The organism is Pseudorhodoplanes sp., assembly GCF_035565795.1.
Taxonomy (GTDB): Bacteria; Pseudomonadota; Alphaproteobacteria; order Rhizobiales; family Xanthobacteraceae; genus Pseudorhodoplanes.
This window is the reverse complement of sequence record NZ_DATMRV010000045.1, coordinates 1-20,126: the sequence shown is the minus strand read 5'-3', so window position 1 is coordinate 20,126 and position 20,126 is coordinate 1. Positions and strand designations below refer to the sequence as shown.

Annotated in this window: 15 protein-coding genes and 1 pseudogene; 10 read left to right on the top strand and 6 right to left on the bottom strand. The window is 63.0% G+C overall.

The window, feature by feature from the left end; translation table 11 throughout:
• Positions 1-1,877 (bottom strand): 5'-3' exonuclease H3TH domain-containing protein (locus VNZ93_RS05275; protein ID WP_325701088.1); only part of this gene is annotated, 1,877 nt, incomplete at its 3' end.
• A gap of 127 nt (positions 1,878-2,004) precedes the next feature.
• Here VNZ93_RS05275 and hrpB point away from each other — a divergent pair.
• The 3 genes from hrpB to VNZ93_RS05260 all read left to right on the top strand — a co-directional run bounded on the left by hrpB (position 2,005) and on the right by VNZ93_RS05260 (position 6,750).
• A complete protein-coding gene (gene hrpB, locus VNZ93_RS05270) occupies positions 2,005-4,473 on the top strand; it encodes an ATP-dependent helicase HrpB (RefSeq protein ID WP_325701085.1) in 2,469 nt (822 codons plus the stop codon).
• A gap of 147 nt (positions 4,474-4,620) precedes the next feature.
• A complete protein-coding gene (locus tag VNZ93_RS05265; RefSeq protein ID WP_325701082.1) occupies positions 4,621-5,133 on the top strand; it encodes a TIGR02281 family clan AA aspartic protease in 513 nt (170 codons plus the stop codon).
• A gap of 117 nt (positions 5,134-5,250) precedes the next feature.
• Positions 5,251-6,750: a phosphomannomutase/phosphoglucomutase gene (locus tag VNZ93_RS05260; protein WP_325701079.1), complete on the top strand. Its 1,500-nt coding sequence runs from the start codon at positions 5,251-5,253 to the stop codon at positions 6,748-6,750.
• A 106-nt stretch (positions 6,751-6,856) separates the two neighbouring features.
• On the opposite strand, the gene gdhA is transcribed toward VNZ93_RS05260, so the two are convergent.
• The 4 genes from gdhA to VNZ93_RS05240 form a co-directional block, all read right to left on the bottom strand.
• Positions 6,857-8,203: an NADP-specific glutamate dehydrogenase gene (gene gdhA, locus VNZ93_RS05255; protein WP_325701091.1), complete on the bottom strand. Its 1,347-nt coding sequence runs from the start codon at positions 8,201-8,203 to the stop codon at positions 6,857-6,859.
• Between the two features lie 96 nt (positions 8,204-8,299).
• Positions 8,300-8,782: a nucleoside deaminase gene (locus VNZ93_RS05250; protein WP_325701076.1), complete on the bottom strand. Its 483-nt coding sequence runs from the start codon at positions 8,780-8,782 to the stop codon at positions 8,300-8,302.
• Complete coding sequence (locus VNZ93_RS05245; protein ID WP_325701073.1) at positions 8,782-9,639, bottom strand: prephenate dehydratase; 858 nt, start codon at positions 9,637-9,639, stop codon at positions 8,782-8,784. Before VNZ93_RS05245 ends, VNZ93_RS05250 begins: the two co-directional genes overlap by 1 nt.
• A gap of 15 nt (positions 9,640-9,654) precedes the next feature.
• Positions 9,655-10,407, bottom strand: coding sequence for a 3-deoxy-manno-octulosonate cytidylyltransferase (locus VNZ93_RS05240; protein ID WP_325701070.1), 753 nt, complete (start codon positions 10,405-10,407; stop codon positions 9,655-9,657).
• A gap of 159 nt (positions 10,408-10,566) precedes the next feature.
• On the opposite strand from VNZ93_RS05240, the gene VNZ93_RS05235 reads away from it, so the two are divergent.
• The 7 genes from VNZ93_RS05235 (at position 10,567) to VNZ93_RS05205 (ending at position 19,852) form a co-directional block, all read left to right on the top strand.
• Positions 10,567-11,136, top strand: a complete 570-nt coding sequence (locus VNZ93_RS05235; RefSeq protein ID WP_325701067.1) for a cytochrome c family protein — start codon at positions 10,567-10,569, stop codon at positions 11,134-11,136.
• A gap of 200 nt (positions 11,137-11,336) precedes the next feature.
• Positions 11,337-13,235 (top strand): extracellular solute-binding protein, encoded by a 1,899-nt coding sequence (locus VNZ93_RS05230; protein ID WP_325701064.1) that lies wholly within the window; start codon positions 11,337-11,339, stop codon positions 13,233-13,235.
• Complete coding sequence (locus VNZ93_RS05225) at positions 13,232-15,094, top strand: extracellular solute-binding protein (RefSeq protein ID WP_325701061.1); 1,863 nt, start codon at positions 13,232-13,234, stop codon at positions 15,092-15,094. Before VNZ93_RS05230 ends, VNZ93_RS05225 begins: the two co-directional genes overlap by 4 nt.
• A 60-nt stretch (positions 15,095-15,154) precedes the next feature.
• Complete coding sequence (locus tag VNZ93_RS05220; protein ID WP_325701058.1) at positions 15,155-16,267, top strand: microcin C ABC transporter permease YejB; 1,113 nt, start codon at positions 15,155-15,157, stop codon at positions 16,265-16,267.
• Positions 16,268-16,269: 2 nt separating this feature from the next.
• A complete protein-coding gene (locus tag VNZ93_RS05215) occupies positions 16,270-17,451 on the top strand; it encodes an ABC transporter permease (protein ID WP_325701055.1) in 1,182 nt (393 codons plus the stop codon).
• A complete protein-coding gene (locus VNZ93_RS05210) occupies positions 17,448-19,079 on the top strand; it encodes an ABC transporter ATP-binding protein (RefSeq protein WP_325701052.1) in 1,632 nt (543 codons plus the stop codon). Before VNZ93_RS05215 ends, VNZ93_RS05210 begins: the two co-directional genes overlap by 4 nt.
• Positions 19,080-19,177: 98 nt before the next feature.
• Positions 19,178-19,852, top strand: a complete 675-nt coding sequence (locus VNZ93_RS05205) for a thioredoxin domain-containing protein (protein WP_325701049.1) — start codon at positions 19,178-19,180, stop codon at positions 19,850-19,852.
• 28 nt (positions 19,853-19,880) lie between these two features.
• Here the strand turns inward: VNZ93_RS05205 and VNZ93_RS05200 are convergent.
• Positions 19,881-20,126 (bottom strand): annotated as a pseudogene (locus tag VNZ93_RS05200) (peptidase P60); the annotation flags it as partial.

Genomic DNA, 20,126 nt, shown 5'->3' with positions numbered 1-20,126 from the left:
ATCAGCGGCCGCTCCAGCGTCTGGTAGACATTCATCATGTGCTCGGCGGCGAGGCGCGGTTTCAGCGCATGCCACAGGCGCAGCGTCGCGTCGGCGTCTTCCGCCGCATATTCGGCGGCCCGCTCGATCGGCACGCAATCGAATGTCACGCGGGTCTTGCCGGCCTTGGTGATCTCGTTGAAGTCGATCACGGTGTGACCGAAATAGCGTTTCGCGAGCGAAGCGACATCATGCGCCATGCGGCCGGAATCGACCACGTAGGACATCAGCATCGTGTCGTCATAGGGCGAGACGTCGATGCCGCGTTGCGCGAAAATCTGCCAGTCGAATTTCAGGTTGTGGCCGATCTTGAGAACGCCGGTGTCCTCGAACAGCGGCCGCATCGCTTCGATGGCGTCCTTTTCGCCGATCTGGTGCGGGACGAGACCGGCGTCGAACAGCCCTTCGCCCTCACCGGTCTGACGATGCGCAACCGGAACATAGCAAGCCTCGTTCGGCGTCACCGCGAGCGAGAAGCCGCAGAGCGTCGCCTGCATCGGATCGAGCGACGAGGTCTGTGTATCGATCGCGACCTGGCCGACATCGATTGCGCGCACGATCCACGCTTTCAGCCGCGCAAGGTCGCGAACGATCTCATACTTGCTTCGGTCGAACGGCAGCGCTTTCAGCCTGGCGAGGCGGGCTTCCGCGAGCGAGACAGGCGCGAAGACCTGGCTGTCCTGCGCCGTGGTCGCGGCTCCGTTGCGCCGGTTCATTCCGCCGCCGGAAAGCGCCAAAGTGGTCCGTTCCACCGCCGGCCGCTTCGCGGCCGATTCGGTATCAAGCGGTGCGCCATCCTCCGGGCGCACTGGAGGCAGCGGCGGCGCACCGGCGCTTAGCCTCGCATCCGCGTCGACCTGGCTCGCATCGATGTCGGCCGCCTCGGCGACGCGGCGCGTCAGCGTGGTGAATTCCATCGCCTTCAGGAAGGCGATCAGCTTCTTGTAGTCCGGCTCATGCACCGCAAGATCTTCGACCGGCACGTCGAGATCGACATTCTGATCGAGCGTGACAAGCTGCTTCGAGATGCGGGCAAGCTCGGCATTGTCGATCAGCGTCTGCCGCCGCTTCTCCTGCTTGATCTCGGATGCGCGCGCCAGCAGCGTTTCAAGATCACCATACTCGCCGATCAGTTGCGCCGCGGTCTTCACGCCGATGCCGGGAACGCCGGGCACGTTGTCGGTGGAATCGCCGATCAGCGACTGCACCTCGATGACCTTTTCCGGCGGCACGCCGAATTTCTCGATCACCTCGGCGACGCCGATCTTCTTGTCCTTCATCGTGTCGTACATGATCACGCAGTCGGTCACGAGCTGCATGAGATCCTTGTCCGACGAAACGATAGTGGCATTCGCACCGGCTTCGCACGCCAGGCGCGTATAGGTCGCGATCAGGTCGTCAGCCTCGTAACCCGCCTGTTCGAGACAGGGGATATCGAAGGCATGCACCGCCTCGCGGATCAGCGGGAATTGCGGGATCAGGTCGGCGGGCGCATCCGGCCGGTGCGCCTTGTATTCGGGATAGAAATCGGTGCGGAAGGTTTTCTCGGATTTGTCGAACACCACCGCGAGATGGGTCGGCTTGTCTTCCGGCTTCATGTCGCGGAGAAGCTTCCACAGCATGTTGCAGAAGCCGAGCACCGCATTGACCTGCAGCCCGTCGGACTTGCGGTTGAGCGGCGGCAACGCATGGTAGGCGCGGAAGATGTAGGACGAGCCGTCGACCAGGAAGACGTGGTCGCCCTTCTTCAGCGCGCCGGCCTGCGCCGGGCTGGTCGTTGTCTTGGCAGGCGCGGCAGAGGCCGTCGCGGCGGCTTTGGCGGATTTCGGTGCTGGCATGGGGGCAATGTGGGCCGTCGGGCGGCGTCTGGCAACGGAGACGGTGGATATCTGCCGCGGCGCAGTCATGCGCGCGATGACGGCCCCGCAATGCGGAACAGGGACGCGGAACAGGTAAGATAGCGCGATGCGGAGCTTCGATTCCCCTCTCCCGATCGACGACGCGCTTCCGGCGCTGACGGAGGCCCTGCGCGCGCGCGAGGTCGCCGTGCTGGTGGCTCCCCCCGGCGCGGGCAAGACCACGCGGGTACCGCTTGTCCTGATGGACGAGCCATGGGCAGCGGACAAGAAGATCATCGTACTGGAACCGCGCCGGCTCGCAGCGCGCGCGGCCGCAGACCGCATGGCGAAGACGCTCGGCGAGAAGGTCGGCGACACGGTCGGCCTGCGCGTGCGCTTCGGTTCGAAGGTGTCGAAGCGGACGCGTATCGAGGTCGTGACCGAGGGCATCTTCAGCCGCATGATCCTCGACGATCCGGAACTGAACGGCATCGCGGCGGTGCTATTCGATGAGTTCCACGAACGCTCGCTCGATGCGGATCTCGGCCTCGCCTTCGCGCGCGACGCGCAGCAGGGCCTGCGCGAGGACCTGAAGCTGCTCGTCATGTCGGCCACGATCGATGGCGCGCGCGTTGCAAAACAGCTTGGCGATGCGCCGCAGGTCGAAAGTCTGGGCCGCGCCTATCCGGTCGAGACGCGGCACCTGCCGCGCGAGGCGCGCAGCCCGATCGAACCGCAGGTCGCGGATGCGGTCATGCGCGCGCTGCGCGCCGAACCGGGCTCCATCCTCGTCTTCCTGCCGGGGCAAGCCGAGATCCGCCGCACCGAAACGCTGCTGAACGAACGCATCAGCGATCCGTCCGTCGATATCGTCGCGCTTTACGGCGCACTCGACGCTCAGGTGCAGGACCGCGCAATCGATCCATCACCGCCGGGACGGCGCAAGGTTGTGCTGGCCACATCAATTGCCGAAACCTCGCTGACAATCGAAGGCGTGCGGGTCGTGATCGACAGTGGGCTTGCGCGCGTACCGCGCTTCGAACCCGGCACCGGCCTGACGCGACTCGAAACGGTACGCGTCTCGCGCGCTGCCGCCGATCAGCGCCGCGGCCGTGCCGGACGAACAGAACCCGGCGTCTGCTACCGCCTCTGGAGCGAACCGGAGACGGCGTCGCTCGAACCTTACGCGCGGCCGGAAATCCTGTCGGCCGACCTCTCGTCATTCGCGCTGGACCTGGCACAATGGGGTGTCACCGATCCGGCAGCGCTGACCTTCCTCGATCCGCCGCCGCAGGCCGCCTACGCCGAGGCGCGCAAGCTGCTGATTGAACTGCGCGCGCTCGACGATGATGGCCGCATCAATGATGAAGGCCGGGCGTTGCGCGCACTGCCCCTGCCGCCGCGCCTCGCGCGCATGGTGGTCGACGCCGCGCGTGAAGGCGCCGGCGAGATGGCGGCCCAGATCGCGGTGCTCGTTACCGAGCGCGGGCTTGGCGGCAACGATGTGGACCTCACGCACCGGCTCGACCAGTTTCGGCGCGATCGGTCCCGGCGCGCGGACGAGGCGCGCGCAATGGCGAAGCGATGGGCCAGCTTATCCTCCCCAGCAAGGGGAGCTGAAGAAAAGAGCGTCGGCGCATTGCTTGCCCTGGCTTATCCGGATCGGATCGCAAAGAGTCGCGGCGGCGGACAAGGCACGTTTCTGCTCGCGAATGGCCGCGGCGCGGTGCTGGACCCCGCCCTATCGCTGGCGCGCGAACCCTTCATCGTTGTTGCCGATCTGTCGGGCACGGCAGCACAGGCGCGCATCCTGCTGGCTGCGCCGATCACCGCTTCGGAAATAGAATCCGGTTTTGCCGACCGCATCGCCAGGCGCGATGACGTCACCGTCGATCCGACGACCCTCAGCCTGCGCGGACGCAAGGCGCGAGCGCTCGGCGCAATCGCACTGTCGGAGCAGATCGCTCCCGTCGAACCATCGGCCGAGACCGCTGCATTGCTGGCGGACGCCATCGCACGCGCTGGTCTCGACCGGCTGCCATGGAGCAAGCACCTGCGTCAGTGGCGCGACCGGGTGATGTTTCTGCGCCGGTCCGAGGGCGACGAATGGCCCGATCTGTCGGAGGCAGCCTTGACGGCGAGCGTTCAGGATTGGCTTGCTCCCCTGCTGGCCGACAAGACCGCGCTGAAAGACATCGGGGCGGACGATCTCTCGAACGCCATCATGGAGCTGTTGCCCTGGGTCATGCGGCGCAGGCTCGATGCCGAAGCGCCGACCCATTTCGAGGCGCCGACCGGCACGAATGTCCCGATCGACTACGAAGCGGAAGCCGGACCGACGATCGCAATCCGCGTGCAGGAATTGTTTGGCCTGAGCCGGCATCCCTCGATCGCCGCCGGGCGGGTGCCTCTCGTCATCGAATTGCTGTCGCCGGCACATCGTCCGGTGCAGGTGACACGCGACCTGCCTGGCTTCTGGGCCGGCAGCTACGCGGCCGTGCGAACCGAGATGCGCGGCCGCTATCCACGACATCCCTGGCCGGACGACCCGGCCAACGCGCTCCCGACCCGGCGCACCAAGCGCGCGGGCGCCTGATTGCCGATCGCTAGAATTCGAACGATCGGGTTCTGGACCGCTTGACCATCCGGCAGGCCAAACCACCGGAAAACCATCGCCGTTAGCACGCGATTCGGAGGTGCATGGTTTGCTGCATCCGTCGCAGGACTGCAGCGGACCAAGGCGATGCGCTCACTGATCGTTTTCGCGGGGTTGGTACTCGGAGCGGCCGGGTTGATCGGCACGTGGATCGACCGCAGCTCATCGGCACGCCCCAAGCCCGAACCCAAGGTCAAGGTCGCGGTCGCCACACCGACACCGAGCGGGGCACGCATCGTCAGCATCGGGCGTGACCACCGCGGTCATTTCCAGGCGAATGGCCGGGTCGATGGCCGGCAGGTCTCTTTCATGGTCGATACCGGCGCCTCGGTCATTGCCCTGACCGAACGCGACGCGGACCGGCTCGGCATCCGGCCGTCGCGCGGCGCCTTCACCGCTCCGGTCCAGACGGCCAACGGTGTCGTGCGCGCGGCGCCGGTCATTCTCAACTCGGTCGATATCGGCGGCCTCGTGGTGCGCGACGTGAAAGCGCTGGTCGTGTCCGGCGGCGGCCTCAGCGAAAACCTGCTCGGCCTGTCGTACCTGACCCGGCTCAAGCGGTTCGAATACGCCAACAACAAGCTGGTGCTGGAGAACTGATCGCTTTCCCCGACGGAGAGCAGCCGCACGCCCCGGAATGACCATAATAGGCAACCATTTCGTCACCGGTGGCGTTTAACAACCCATTGCCACAGCTCCGATCCTCCGAGGACACGCATGTTTCCCAAGCCGGCGGCGCAACTCGCGCCCAACACCTATGCCTATGAATCCCAGCCGATGGTGAAGCCGACCGGCTTCCGCGAATACGACGCGCGCTGGCTGCTCGGCAAAGAGATCAATCTGATGGGCGTGCAATGGCTCGGCATGGGCATCGGCACGCTGGTGCACGAAATGGGCGTGAAGCCCGACATCGTCACCGGCCACGACTTCCGCGGCTATTCCGCCTCAGTGAAGATGGCGCTGATCTCGGGCATGATGGCCGCCGGCATGCGCGTGCGCGACATTGGCCTTGCGCTGTCGCCGATGGCTTATTTCGCGCAGTTCGATCTCGATGTGCCGTGCGTTGCGATGGTGACCGCCTCGCATAACGACAATGGCTGGACCGGCGTGAAGATGGGCGCAAACCGTCCGCTGACCTTCGGCCCGGACGAGATGACCCGGCTGAAGGAGATCGTGCTGAACGCCACATTCAAGACCCGCGAGGGCGGCTCCTACCAGTTTATCGACAATTTCCCGGCGCGCTATATCGCCGATCTCACCAACCGACCGAAGCTGAAGCGCAAGCTGCGGGTGGTCGCGGCCTGCGGCAATGGCACCGCCGGCGCTTTCGCGCCGAAGATTCTGGAAGCGATCGGCTGCGAGGTGATCCCGCTCGATTGCGATCTCGATCACACCTTCCCGAAATACAATCCGAATCCCGAAGACATGAAGATGCTGCATGCGATGCGCGATGCGGTCATCAATGCCGGCGCCGATGTCGCGTTCGGCTTCGATGGGGACGGCGATCGCTGCGGTGTCGTGGACAACGAGGGCGACGAGATTTTCGCCGACAAGATCGGCGTGATGCTCGCGCGTGACATTTCCGCTCTTCACCCCGGCGCGACCTTCGTGGTCGATGTGAAATCGACGGGCCTGTTCGCCACCGACCCGGTTCTGATCAAGAACAAGGTGAAAGCCGATTACTGGAAGACCGGCCATTCCTACATGAAGCGCCGCGTCAACGAGAGCGGCGCCATGGTGGGCTTCGAGAAGTCGGGCCATTTCTTCTTCAACAAGCCGTTCGGCCGCGGCTATGACGATGGCCTCGTGTCGGCCATTGCGATCTGCGACATGCTCGACCGCAATCCGGACAAGAGCATGAGCGACCTGAAGCACGCGCTGCCGAAGACCTGGTCGTCGCCGACCATGTCGCCGCATTGCGATGACGAAAAGAAATACGGCATCGTCGATGCGGTGGTGAAGCATTTCGAGAAGGCGCAGGCGGAGGGCGGCAAGGTCGCCGGTCAGCCGATCCGCGATCTGGTCACCGTCAACGGCGTGCGCGTGACGGTCGAGGACGGCACCTGGGGTCTCGTGCGTGCCTCATCGAACAAGCCGGAGCTGGTGGTCGTGGTCGAAAGCCCGGCGTCGGAAGCGCGCATGCGCGAGATGTTCAAGGCGGTGGATTCGGTGCTGCGCACCCATCCGGAAGTCGGCGAATACAATCAGACGATCTGAAGTTTTCGTCATTGCGAGCGCGCCTCGCGAAGCAATCCAGTCTTTCGAGCTGGATTGCTTCACTGCGCTCGCAATGCCGGCACACACGTCGCCGTTGGACGGCGATTCAGATCACGCCCAGCGCCCGCATCGCTTCCGCGACGCGGATGAAGCCGGCAGCGTTGGCGCCGAGGACATAATTGTCCGGCGCCCCGTACTCCTCCGCAGTCTGCGCGCAGGTATCGTGGATATTGCGCATGATGGCCGCGAGCCTGTCCTCGGTTTCTTCGAACGTCCAGGAATCGCGAGAGGCGTTCTGCTGCATTTCCAGCGCACTGGTCGCGACACCACCGGCGTTGGCCGCCTTGCCCGGCGCAAACAGAACCTTCGCCTCGGCGAACAGACGCACGGCTTCCGGCGTACAGGGCATGTTCGCCCCCTCGCCGACCGCGCGCACGCCGTTCGCGATGAGATTGCGCGCGTCCTGTCCGTTCAGCTCATTCTGTGTCGCGGACGGCATCGCGATATCTGCCGCAACCTCCCAGACCCGGCCCTCCGGAACGAACGTCGCATCGCGTCCGCGCGCGGTTGCATAGTCGGAGACGCGGCCGCGCCGGCGCTCCTTGATCTCCTGGAGCAGTGCGAGGTCGATGCCCTTCTCGTCGACGACATAGCCGCTCGAATCCGAGCAGGCGATTACGCGTCCGCCGAGTTGCTGCACCTTCTCGATTGTATAGATCGCGACGTTGCCGCTGCCGGAAACGATAACCTTGCGGCCGTCCAGGCTTTCGCCGCGCCGCTGCAGCATGCGCTCCACGAAATAGGTCGCGCCATAGCCGGTGGCCTCGGTGCGCACCCGCGATCCGCCCCAGGTCAGCCCCTTGCCGGTGAGCACGCCCGACTCGTAGCGATTGCTCATGCGCTTGTACTGGCCGAACATATAGCCGATCTCGCGCTGACCGACGCCGATGTCGCCGGCAGGCACATCGGTGTATTCGCCGAGGTGACGGCCCAGCTCGGTCATGAAGGACTGACAGAAGCGCATGATCTCGGCATCGGATCGGCCCTTCGGATCAAAGTCCGAACCGCCCTTGCCGCCGCCGATCGGCAGACCGGTCAATGCGTTCTTGAAGGTCTGCTCGAAGCCGAGAAACTTGATGGTGCCGAGCAACACGCTCGGATGGAAACGCAGCCCGCCCTTGAACGGGCCGAGCGCCGAATTGAACTGGACCCGGAAACCGCGGTTGATCTGCACCTGCCCCCGGTCGTCCACCCACGGCACCCGGAAAATGATCTGCCGCTCCGGCTCACAGATCCGCTCGATGAGTGCGCCGTCCGCATAGTGCGGGTGCTTGGCCACGACCGCGCCGAGGCTGTCGAGCACCTCGCGGACCGCCTGGTGAAACTCGCCCTCGCCCGGATTGCGGCGGAGGACTTCTGCAAAAATCGGCTCAAGTTTTTCGTCCAGCAAGATCTCAGCTCCCGGTGATCGGGGGCGATTACCCGCTGGGCGATCGATTTTCAAGCAAAACGCCTAATTGATAGGCACAATATCGGGCGCAGTGATCGCCTATCGAATGCTGAACGCCCGGCGCTGTAGCTCCCGGACCTCCTGGTCGAGGCCTGGAACAGGCCCTTCGACTGCAATACCGGGCACCACCTCCTGGATCGGGATCGGATTGACCGTGCGCTTGGGCAAGCCAAGCTCAGCCATCAGATCGGTGAATTGCGCCGCGGACGTCACATAGACAATGCGGCCAAGCCCAACCTGGCCGTGCGCCGCCGAACACATCGGGCAATGTTCGCCCGACGTATAAACCGTCGCGGAGCTTCGCTCCTCGGGCGTCATGTTCTCCGCCGCCCAGCGCGCCAGCGCGAATTCCGGATGGCGGGTTGGGTCGCCGGTCGAGTTGGCGCGGTTATGGTCCTCGGCCAGCACGGTGCCATCCGCGCCGACCAGCACCGACGCAAACGGCCTCTCGCCCGCTTCCAGCGCCTGCCGTGCGAGTTCGACGCAGCGGCGCAGATGACGAAGGTCCGTTTCGGTGATCATCACTCCGCCTGTTCGCTGAATGTCGCGCGATAGGGATGCGACGGATAGACGCCGAGGATCTTCGTTTCCTTGGAAAAGTATTCGAGCTCTTTAAGCGCCAGCGCGACGTTGTGATCGTCCGGATGCCCCTCGATGTCGGCATAGAACATCGTGGCGAAGAAATTGCCCTCGATCATATAGCTCTCGAGCTTGGTCATATTCACGCCGTTGGTGGCGAAACCGCCCATCGCCTTGTAGAGCGCCGCCGGAATGTTGCGCACGCGGAAGATAAGGGTGGTCACCACCGGGCCGTTGCCACCCTCCGCCCATTTCGGCTCGCGCGCGAGCACAATGAAGCGCGTGGTGTTGTGCGCCTCGTCCTCGACGTCCTCCGCGAGGATATCGAGCCCGTAAATCTCGGCCGCGAGCCGGGACGCAATCGCGGCACAGCTCTTGTCGCCGCGTTCGGCAACTTCACGCGCAGAGCCCGCGGTGTCGGCAGCCACGATCGCCTTGATCTTCATCTTGCGGATGATATTGCGGCACTGGCCGAGCGCGTGGACGTGGCTCTCGACCGTCTTGATGCCATCGAGCGTCGCTCCTTTCGGCGCGACCAGCTGATGTTTCACCGGCAAGAACCACTCGGCGACGATATGCAGGCCTGAACGCGGCATCAGATGATGAATGTCAGCGACGCGGCCCGCGACCGAGTTCTCGATCGGAATCATCGCGAGCGCGGCTTCTCCGCTCGTCACCGCCGCAAACGCGTCCTCGAAAGTCGCGCACGGCATCGGCTCGAAATCGGGATAGGCTTCGCGGCAGGCAAGATGCGAGTTGGCGCCGGGCTCGCCCTGGAAGGAAATTCTCTTTTTGGTCATGGGGTTCGTTACGCTTTACGAAAGCAGTGAGTCAATTGCGAGCATACGGCGCGCGGTTTCGAGATCTTCGGGCGTGTCGACACCGAGCGGCACCGAATTGACCAGCGCCACATCGATCCGCATTTCGTTTTCAAGTGCCCGCAGCTGCTCGAGCTTCTCGCGCTTTTCGAGCGTCGAGGGCGGCAGCGACACGAAACGCTCGAGCGCATCGCGCCGATAGGCATAGAGTCCGATGTGATGATAGAGCGGGCCGACCCCGTGGGGCGCCGTGGCGCGGGTGAAATACATGGCGCGCAGGCGTTTCGGGCCGATCGGTGAGCCGACCACCTTCACCACGTTTGGATTGTCGCGCTCCTCGTCCCTGACGATCTCTGCGGCAAGGGTCGCGATGTCGACCTTCTCGTCCTGGAGCAGCGCGACCGCCGCACGAAGGTCATCCGCTTCCAGGGTCGGCAGATCGCCCTGAACATTCACGACCACGCTCGCCTTGCGCTCCGGGTCGACGATTTGCAGGGCCTCGAAAATGCGATCAGACCCCGAGGCGTGATCCGTGCTGGTCATCAGCGCACGAAATCCCGCCTTCTCGACCGCAGCGAGGATCGGCTCGGAATCGGTCGCCACGATCACCTTGCCGAGGTGGGCCGCTTCCGCGCGCCGGATCACATGCTCGATCATCGGCCTGCCGCCTATATCGGCCAACGGCTTGCCGGGCAGCCGGGTGGCCGCCATGCGGGCCGGAATGAGGATCAGGACGTCGCGTTTTGGCATTGATCTGGGCGGTGTTGCGGGCGGTCCCGGTGCCACCAATGTCGCAGGGATGGCTCGCTTATACGGGTTGCCACCCGTGGCGCAAACCGGCTAATGGTGCGCCGCCGCGGGTGTCTCCCGCGCGCATTCCCTATGATCACGGGCTGCTGCGGAACGCCGATGGACTCCTTCGAACTCAACAAGATCATGGGCGCCGTTCTGGCGACCTGCCTTGGCCTGCTGACACTCAATATCGCCGCCGGAGCAGTTTTTGCGCCGACAAAGCTGGAAAAGCCCGGTTACGTGATCGCGGTTCCGGACAAGCCGGGCGCCGCAACCGATACAGCGAAGGCCGAACCGGCTGAGCCGATTGCCGTGCGCCTCGCCAGCTCGGACGCCGGAAAAGGCCAGGCCGCCGCAAAGCAATGCGCCGCCTGCCATACCTTCGAAAAGGGCGGTCCGAACCGGGTCGGTCCGAACCTCTATGGCATCGTCGATCGCGCCCGGGCGTCGGTCGCCGGCTTCAACTATTCAGCGGCAATGAAGGCCAAGGGCGGCACCTGGACCTATGAGGATCTGGACACCTTCATCGCCAATCCCAAGGCGGCTATCCCGGGTACCAGCATGGGTTATGCGGGTCTCGCACGCGGCGGTCAGCGGGCCGACCTGATCAATTACCTGCATACGCTGTCCGACAACCCCGTTCCGCTGCCGAAGGCCGCGGAGGCCGCGCCGGCGGAAAAGAAATAGCTCGCGAACACGTGTTTGCACTGCAACGGCCGGGCTCGCCCGGCCGTTTGCGTTTTGCAGGTCTCACGCTACCGTTAATCCTGCGCCCGAAGAGGATGGCAAGTTACCGCCTTTTAAGGTGGCGCTGGTGGGGATATCCGTCAAACTGTCATAGATAAAAGGGCAGTTTGAAAGTCCCCGATTGTGATCGGAGCAGAACCGTGAGTTTGTCCCGCCGTACCCTGATCCAAGCCGGTGCGCTCGCGCTGGCGGCACCAGTCGTCACTGCCGTCGAGACGCTCGGGCCGCTGAAGAGCGAAGCACTCGCATCGACGCCGAACCAGACCTGGCGCCACGGGCTGTCTCTGTTCAACGAGCTGAAGTACCCGGCAGGCTTCAAGCATTTCGACTACGTCAATCCGAAGGCCCCGCGCGGCGGCCTGGTACGGCAGGTTGCCATCGGCACCTTCGACAACTTCAACATCGTCATCGGCGGTGTGAAGGGGGCGATCGCGGCCGGCATCGGCAACATCTACGACCGCCTGATGGCGTCCTCGCTCGACGAGGTCTCGACGGAATACTGCCTGCTGGCGGAATCGGTCAGCCACCCGGACGACTTTTCAAGCTGCACCTACCGCCTGCGCGCCGAAGCAAAGTGGCATGACGGCCAACCCGTTACCGCAGACGACGTCATCTTCTCGTTTGAAGCCTTCAAGAAGCATGATCCGCAGCTTTCGGCCTATTACCGGCATGTCGTGAAGGCCGAGAAGACCGGCGAGCGCGACATCACGTTCACCTTCGATCAGGCTGGCAACCGCGAGTTGCCACAAATCGTCGGGCAACTAAACGTGTTGCCGAAGCACTGGTGGGAAGGAAAGGACTCGCAGGGCCGCCAGCGCGACATCTCGCTGACCACGATCGAACCGCCGCTCGGATCCGGCCCCTACAAGGTGAAGGCATTCGTTGCCGGCCGCAGCATCTCCTACGAGCGCGTTGCCGATTATTGGGGCAAGGACGTCAACGTGAACGTCGGCACCAACAACTTCGACGAGCTTCGCTACGAATATTTCCGGGATTCAACGGTCGCGCTGGAAGCCTTCAAGGCCGACAATCTGGACTGGCGTTTCGAGAACAGCGCCAAGGATTGGGCGACCGCCTATGACTTCCCGGCGGTACGCGAAAAGCGGGTCATCCTCGAGGAATTCGATATCCGCAATTTCGGCATCATGCAGTGCTTCGCGTTCAATACGCGCCGCGACAAGTTCAAGGATCCGCGGGTGCGCCGCGCGTTCAATTATGCCTTCGATTTCGAAGAGATGAACAAGCAGATCTTCTTCGGGCAATATCGGCGCATCAACAGCTTCTTCGAAGGCACCGAACTGGCCTCGTCCGGGCTGCCGGAGGGCCTCGAGCTGGAAATCCTGCAGTCCGTGAAGGACAAGGTGCCGCCTGAGGTCTTCAAGACGCCTTTCACCAATCCGAAGGGTGGCGATACGGCCGCCGTGCGCAACAATCTGCGCGAGGCGATGCGCCTGTTCCGCGAGGCCGGCTGGGAAGTGCGCGATCAGAAGCTGACCAATGTGAAGACCGGCGAAAAGATGCAGGTCGAGGTGCTGCTGTCGCAGCCGACCTTCGAGCGCATCGTGAGCTTCTGGAAGCCGATGCTCGAACGCGTCGGCGTCGAAGTGTCGATCCGGGTGGTTGATCCAACGCAATACGAGAACCGTCAGCGCAGCTGGGATTTCGATATTATCCTGGCGTCGTGGGGACAATCGCTCTCCCCCGGCAACGAGCAACGCGGCTTCTGGGGCTCGAAGGCAGCCGATCAGGCCGGTTCGCGGAACTTTGTCGGAATCCGGGATGAGGCGATCGACGCCCTCATCGAGCGCGTGGTCTTCGCCAAGAACCGTACGGAACTGGTCGCGGCCACCAAGGCTCTGGACCGCGTGCTGCTGGCCAATCATTTCGTCGTCCCGCAATGGACCTACGGCAAGGTCCGCACGGCCCGCTGGGATCGTTTCGGCAAGCCCGACCCGCTCCCGACATACGGCATGGCTGCCTTCCCGACGGTCTGGTGGTGGGACGCGGAGAAGGCCGCGAAGACAGGATCGCGTTCGTGAGAGCCCTGACGCGCCGCAAGGTTCTTACCATCGCGGCCGCGGGCGTCGGCACCCTGGCGCTGAGACAGACTGGCCTCGCGGACAACCGCGAGCGCCACGGCATTTCGGCATTCGGCGACCTCAAATATCCCGCCGACTTCCCGAATTTCGACTACGTCAATCCCGCCGCTCCGAAGGGCGGGACGTTTTCGATGATCGGCTCGAGCCGGCTCAACAACCAGAATTTTGTGACCTTCAATACGCTCAACAGCTACATCCTGCGCGGCGACGCCGCGCTCGGCATGGAGCGCACCTTCGCGAGCCTGATGACCAGCGCGGCGGACGAGCCGGACTCGATGTACGGCCTCGCCGCGAAGTCGGTGCAGATTTTCGATGACGGTTTGGTCTATCGGTTCACGTTGCGGCCGGGCCTTGTCTTTCACGACGGCAGCCCGCTGACCGCGCACGACTCGGTGTTCTCGCTGACCACACTGAAGGAAAAAGGACACCCGATTATCACGGCGATCCTGCGGGATTTCGAAGGCGCTGAAGCTGTCGATGACACAACTGTTGTCGTGCGCTTCAAGGAAAAGCGCGCCCGCGACGTGCCACTCTACGTCGCAGGCTTGCCGATCTTCTCGCGTGCCTATTACGCAAAGCGGCCCTTCGAGGAATCCACGCTCGATATTCCGACTGGCAGCGGGCCTTACAAGGTTGGCCGTTTCGAAGCGGGGCGATACATCGAATACGAGCGCGTCAAGGACTGGTGGGGCGCCAAACTGCCTACGCAAATCGGCCTGAACAATTTCGATGTGATCCGTTACGAATTCTATCGCGACCGCGACGTGGCCTTCGAGGGCTTCACCGGAAAGAACTACGCCTTCCGTGAAGAATTCACATCACGGATCTGGGCAACGCGATACGACTTCCCGGCGATGCGCGATGGTCGCGTGAAGCGCGATGTCCTGAAGGATGAGACGCCCTCGGGCGCGCAGGGCTGGTTTCTGAATACGCGCCGTCCGAAATTTCAGAATGTGAAGCTGCGCGAGGCGCTGATCTACGCATTCGATTTCGAATGGACCAACCGCACCATCATGTACGGCTCCTATGACCGTACGCATTCGGTGTTCCAGAATTCCGACCTGATGGCAAAGGGCAAGCCGAGCGACGATGAACTGAAGCTGCTGGAACAATTCCGCGGCAAGGTCCCGGACGAGGTCTTCGGCGATCCTTTTGTGCCGCCGGTGACGGACGGTTCGGGACACGATCGCAACCTGCTGCGCCGGGCGACCCGCCTGCTCAACGAGGCCGGTTACCCGATCAAGGACGGCAAGCGAATGACGCCGAAAGGCGAGCGGATGATCATCGAATTCCTGCTCGACGAGCCAAGCTTCCAGGCTCATCACATGCCCTATATCAAGAATCTCAGCGTGCTCGGGATCGATGCCAATATCCGACTGGTCGATCCGGTGCAGTTGAAGTCCCGCACCAATGATTTCGATTTCGACGTCGTGATCCAGCGCTTCAGCTTCTCGACCGTCCCGGGCGAGTCCCTGCGATCCTATTTCTCGTCCCGGGCGGCCGACATCAAGGGATCACAGAATCTCGCCGGGATCTCCGATCCGGCCATCGACGCGCTGATCGACATCATCATCGCGGCGCCCACCCGCCCGGAATTGGTGACGGCCTGCCGGGCTCTGGACCGGGTTATCCGTTCCGGCCGATACTGGGTGCCGCACTGGTACAAGGCCTCGCACTGGATCGCATATTGGGACATGTTCGACCGGCCCGCGCAGGGCAAGCCAAAATATGCCCGCGGTATTCCGGAAACATGGTGGTACGATCCCGCCAAAGCGGCGCAACTGGAGCGGCGAGGTTAGCGTTCTCGCTATGCCTGGTTCCCGCGGGATGGCAAAAAAAGCCACGATGGGCGGAATGACATGAGTGCCTACATACTTCGTCGCCTGCTGCTGATGATCCCGACCCTGTTCGGGATCATGCTGGTCTCCTTCGTGGTGATCCAGTTCGCACCTGGCGGCCCGGTCGAACGCGTGATTGCCCAGCTATCGGGGTCGGACACCGGAGCGACCTCTCGCATTTCGGGTACGCCGGGCGGCGATTTCGTCAGCCGCGGCATGGAAGGCGGCGCCGGGCTGGATGGCGGCGCCTCCAAATATCGCGGTGCACAAGGCCTCGACCCGGAATTCATCAAGCAGCTCGAACGGCAATTCGGCTTCGACAAGCCGGCTTATGAGCGCTTCGCCCTGATGCTGTGGAATTACGTGCGCTTCGATTTCGGCAAGAGCTATTTCCGCGATGTGTCGGTGATCGATCTGATCAAGGAAAAGCTACCCGTCTCGATCTCGCTTGGCTTTTGGATGATGCTACTCGCCTATGCGGTCTCGATCCCGCTGGGCATCCGCAAGGCGGTGCACGACGGCACGCGGTTCGACGCCTGGACCTCGGGGGTCATCATCGTCGCCTACGCTATCCCGGGCTTTCTGTTCGCGATCCTCCTCATCATTCTGTTCGCCGGCGGCTCGTTCCTGGACTGGTTCCCGCTGCGCGGGCTGAAATCCGATAACTGGGCGCTACTGCCCTGGTACAGTAAGATCATCGACTATTTCTGGCACCTGACGCTGCCGCTGGTGGCGATGTCGCTCAGTGCCTTCACCACTATGACGCTGCTGACGAAGAATTCCTTCCTCGACGAGATCCGCAAACAATACGTGCTGACCGCTCGCGCCAAAGGCTGCAAGAATGCGCGGGTGCTTTATGGCCACGTATTCCGTAACGCGATGCTGATCATCATCGCGGGCTTCCCGTCGACCTTCGTTGCGGCATTCTTTGCCGAATCCCTCCTGATCGAAACGATCTTCTCCCTCGACGGGCTTGGATTGCTTGGCTTTGAAAGCATCATGAACCGCGACTACGCGGTCACCTTCGCGACGCTCTATATCTTCGCGCTGGTCGGCCTTTTCGTCAGCCTGATTTCCGACGTGGTCTATACGCTGGTCGATCCACGCATCGACTTCGAGGCGCGCGAGGTCTGATCATGGATGCGCGTGTCCCAACAACCATGCCGGAAACGTCGTCGATTGGACCGACGGGCCTGGTCATACCGCCGGAGCGCCGGCCGCTCCGCCTTTCGCCCATCAACAAACGCCGGTGGCAAAACTTTAAGCGCAACCGGCGCGGCTTCATCTCGCTCTTCGTTTTCCTTTTCCTGTTCGTGACCTCGCTGTTCGCGGAAGTGATCGCAAACGACAAGCCGTTCATGATCCAGTACGACGGCCGCTTCTATTTCCCCGCGATCTTCACCTATGCGGAGACAACGTTCGGCGGCGAGTTCGAGACGGCGGCGGATTATCGCGACCCGTATCTGCAAGAGAAGATCGCCGAAAAAGGCGGCCGGATGTGGTGGCCGCCGATCCGCTACTCGTATCGCACGCACAATCTCGATTTGCCGACGCCGGCTCCGTCGAAGCCGACCTGGATGCTCACGGAAGAGCAATGCCGGCCGGTGGTCGAGCGCAAGAAGCTGACCGGTTGTCGAGACCTCGAATATAACTGGCTCGGCACTGACGATCAGGGCCGCGACGTGCTCGCCCGCATCATCTACGGCTTCCGCATCTCGGTGCTGTTCGGGCTGATCCTGACCAGCATTTCGTCCGTGATCGGCGTGACGGCCGGAGCGATCCAGGGCTTCTTCGGCGGCAAGGTCGATCTGTTCTTCCAGCGCGGGCTCGAAATCTGGACATCGGTGCCGACACTGTTCCTCCTGATGATCATTTCGTCGGTGCTGACCCCGAGCTTCTGGGTGCTGCTTGGCATCCTGCTGCTGTTTTCCTGGGTGTCGCTGGTCAATCTGGTGCGCGCCGAATTCCTGCGCTGCCGCAACTTCGAATATGTCATGGCCGCGCGCGCGCTCGGCGTATCGAATATCCGGATCATGTTCCGGCACCTGCTACCGAACGCGATGGTCGCCACGCTGACGATGCTCCCATTCCTGTTGTCGGCCTCGGTCGGCACGCTGACGTCGCTCGACTTCCTCGGCCTCGGCCTGCCGCCGGGTTCGCCGTCGCTTGGTGAATTGCTGTCGCAAGGCAAGGCCAATATCCAGGCGCCGTGGCTTGGCCTGTCCGGCTTCTTCACGATCGCGATCATGCTGTCGCTGCTGGTGTTTATCGGCGAAGCCGTGCGTGACGCCTTCGATCCGCGAAAGATTTTCTCATGAGTGTGCCCCCGCTTCTCAGCGTGAAGGATCTTTCGATTGCCTTCACGCAAGCCGGCCGGACGAGCCGGGCCGTGGACCGCATTTCCTTCGACGTGCGGCCGCGCGAGACGGTCGCGCTCGTGGGCGAATCCGGGTCCGGCAAGTCCGTCACCGCGATGTCCGTGATGAAGCTGCTGCCCTATCCGGCCGCAAGCCATCCCACCGGCACGATCCACTTCAAGGGCAAGGAATTGCTCGGGATGTCGGAACGCGCCATGCGCCGCATTCGCGGCAACGACATCACGATCATTTTCCAGGAGCCGATGACCTCGCTGAATCCGCTCCAGACCATTGAGAGGCAGATTCGCGAAATTCTGGAGCTCCATGCCGGCCTTCGTGGCGAGGCCGCAAAGAAGCGGGTGATCGAACTGCTGACTCAGGTCGGCATCCCCGATCCTGTCGGCCGCCTGCAAAGCTATCCGCACCAGATGTCGGGCGGCCAGCGACAGCGCGTGATGATCGCGATGGCGCTCGCGAACGAGCCCGAACTCCTGATCGCCGACGAGCCAACAACCGCTCTGGACGTGACCGTCCAGGCCCAGATCCTGAAGCTGTTGAAGGATCTGCAGTCACGGCTTGGCATGGCGATGCTGTTCATCACCCATGACCTCGGCATCGTGAAGAAGATCGCAGACCGCGTCTGCGTCATGAATCAGGGCAAGATCGTCGAACAGGGTGAGGTCGGCCGCGTCTTCTCAGCGCCGGAACACCCCTACACGCGCGCGCTTCTGTCCGCGGAGCCGTCGCCCGATCCCGCTCCGCTGCAGCCGAACGAACCGGTGATGGTGAAAACCAACGATCTCAAGGTCTGGTTTCCCATCAAGCGCGGCGTGCTGCGTTCGACAGTCGGACATATCAAGGCGGTGGATGGCGTCTCCATCGAGGTGCGCAAGGGCGAAACCCTCGGCATCGTCGGCGAATCCGGCTCCGGCAAGACCACGCTTGGCCTCGCGATCCTGCGCCTGATCTCGTCCGAAGGACCGATCGTGTTCATGGGCAAGGAGGTCCAGGATCTGACCTTCAAGGAGATGCGGCCGTTCCGCCACGCGATGCAGGTGGTGTTTCAGGATCCCTATGGCTCGCTCAGTCCACGCATGTCGGTCGCCGACATCATTGAGGAAGGGCTGGAAGTGCATCACCCCGACATGCCCAAGCATGAGCGTGAGGCTATGGTGGTGCGCGCGCTGACCGACGTCGGCCTTAATCCGGAAACGCGTTTCCGCTACCCGCACGAATTCTCCGGCGGGCAGCGCCAGCGCATCGCGGTCGCTCGCGCCATCGTTCTGCAGCCGAAATTCGTGGTGCTCGACGAGCCGACCTCGGCGCTGGACATGCTGATCCAGTGTCAGATCTGCGACCTGCTCCGCAGTCTGCAGAAGCGGCTGGGTCTGACCTATCTGTTCATCTCGCACGATCTCAAGGTCGTTGCCGCGCTTGCGAGCCGGCTGATCGTCATGCGCAACGGGAAGATCGTGGAAGAAGGTCCGGCCAAGGAGCTGTTCAAGAATCCGAAGACCGACTACACGCGCGCATTGTTTGCGGCCGCGTTCGACCTCGAGACAGCATCCGCCGACGTGGTTGCGCAGTAATTGCGTCGTAAAAGCGGCGCGGCGATCATAACGCAAACTTGATTGCGCCTTTGCCGTCATATGCGTAAGAACGCATATGACCTTCTGATCGGATTCTCATGTCTCGTCTCATCTTCGCTCTCTCGCTCGTTGTCGCGCTAACGTCATCCGCGCTTGCCCAGGGGCTGCCGACACAGTTCCCGATCCTCAACGAGGACGGGAGCAGGATCGCCAATCACGCCATCGCCGCAGGGAGCATTGCCGCCGCTGAGAAACTGCCGGGCGCGGTCGTGGCCGCGAACCCAAAGGGCGACGTGACGCTGGTGGAATTCTACGATCTGAACTGTCCCTATTGCCGGCGCGCATCGGCCGACGTGGAGGCATTGCTGCAAGCCGACAAGAAGCTGCGATTGGTGCTGGTCCCGTTCCCCGTGCTCGGCATTCCCTCGATCCTGGCCGGACGCGTAGAGATCGCGGTATCCAGGATGCTGCCGCCGAATGAATTCTACCGCTACCACCGCGCGCTTTACGCCGGTCGCGGCGTGATCGACGGGCAGCGCGCGCTGAGTGCGGCGTCCGGCTTCAATCTCGATCTGCAGAAGGTGCTTGAGGCCGCCAACGAGGACGGCATCACCGACATCATGAAGGCACATGTCCGCTTTGCCGACACGCTCACGCTCAAGGCAACGCCGTCATATCTGATCGGCGATGTTGCCATTCAGGGGCACCCCGGGCGAAAGAGCCTGAAAGGCGTGATCGACCAAGTCCGCCAATGTGGCAAAGCCGTGTGCTGATTCCAAAAACGGCGGTCTAGGCGACCGATCAGGTGCGCGTAATCCCGCGCCGGATCGAGGAAACCTCACTGCCCGCGTCCTTGATCCGCGCGATCGCCTGATCGATCGGCTCGATCACGACCGACATGTGATGCGCATTGGCGTGAATGATGGTGTTGGTGTCGCGGACCAGAGCTACGTGGCCTTTCCAGAAGATCAGGTCTCCACGCTGCGGCATCGATAGCGCGTCAGCGGCATTGACAACCGCCCCGAGCGCGCTCTCCTGCATGTCGCT

Coding starts and splice junctions, on each gene's coding strand:
- hrpB (WP_325701085.1), top strand. CDS start 2,005: ATGCGGAGCTTCGATTCCCCTCTCCCGATCGACGACGCGCTTCCGGCG.
- VNZ93_RS05240 (WP_325701070.1), bottom strand. CDS start 10,407: ATGCCAAAACGCGACGTCCTGATCCTCATTCCGGCCCGCATGGCGGCC.
- VNZ93_RS05215 (WP_325701055.1), top strand. CDS start 16,270: ATGGATGCGCGTGTCCCAACAACCATGCCGGAAACGTCGTCGATTGGA.
- VNZ93_RS05205 (WP_325701049.1), top strand. CDS start 19,178: ATGTCTCGTCTCATCTTCGCTCTCTCGCTCGTTGTCGCGCTAACGTCA.
- VNZ93_RS05210 (WP_325701052.1), top strand. CDS start 17,448: ATGAGTGTGCCCCCGCTTCTCAGCGTGAAGGATCTTTCGATTGCCTTC.
- VNZ93_RS05220 (WP_325701058.1), top strand. CDS start 15,155: ATGAGTGCCTACATACTTCGTCGCCTGCTGCTGATGATCCCGACCCTG.
- VNZ93_RS05235 (WP_325701067.1), top strand. CDS start 10,567: ATGGACTCCTTCGAACTCAACAAGATCATGGGCGCCGTTCTGGCGACC.
- VNZ93_RS05245 (WP_325701073.1), bottom strand. CDS start 9,639: ATGACCAAAAAGAGAATTTCCTTCCAGGGCGAGCCCGGCGCCAACTCG.
- VNZ93_RS05250 (WP_325701076.1), bottom strand. CDS start 8,782: ATGATCACCGAAACGGACCTTCGTCATCTGCGCCGCTGCGTCGAACTC.
- VNZ93_RS05265 (WP_325701082.1), top strand. CDS start 4,621: ATGCGCTCACTGATCGTTTTCGCGGGGTTGGTACTCGGAGCGGCCGGG.
- VNZ93_RS05260 (WP_325701079.1), top strand. CDS start 5,251: ATGTTTCCCAAGCCGGCGGCGCAACTCGCGCCCAACACCTATGCCTAT.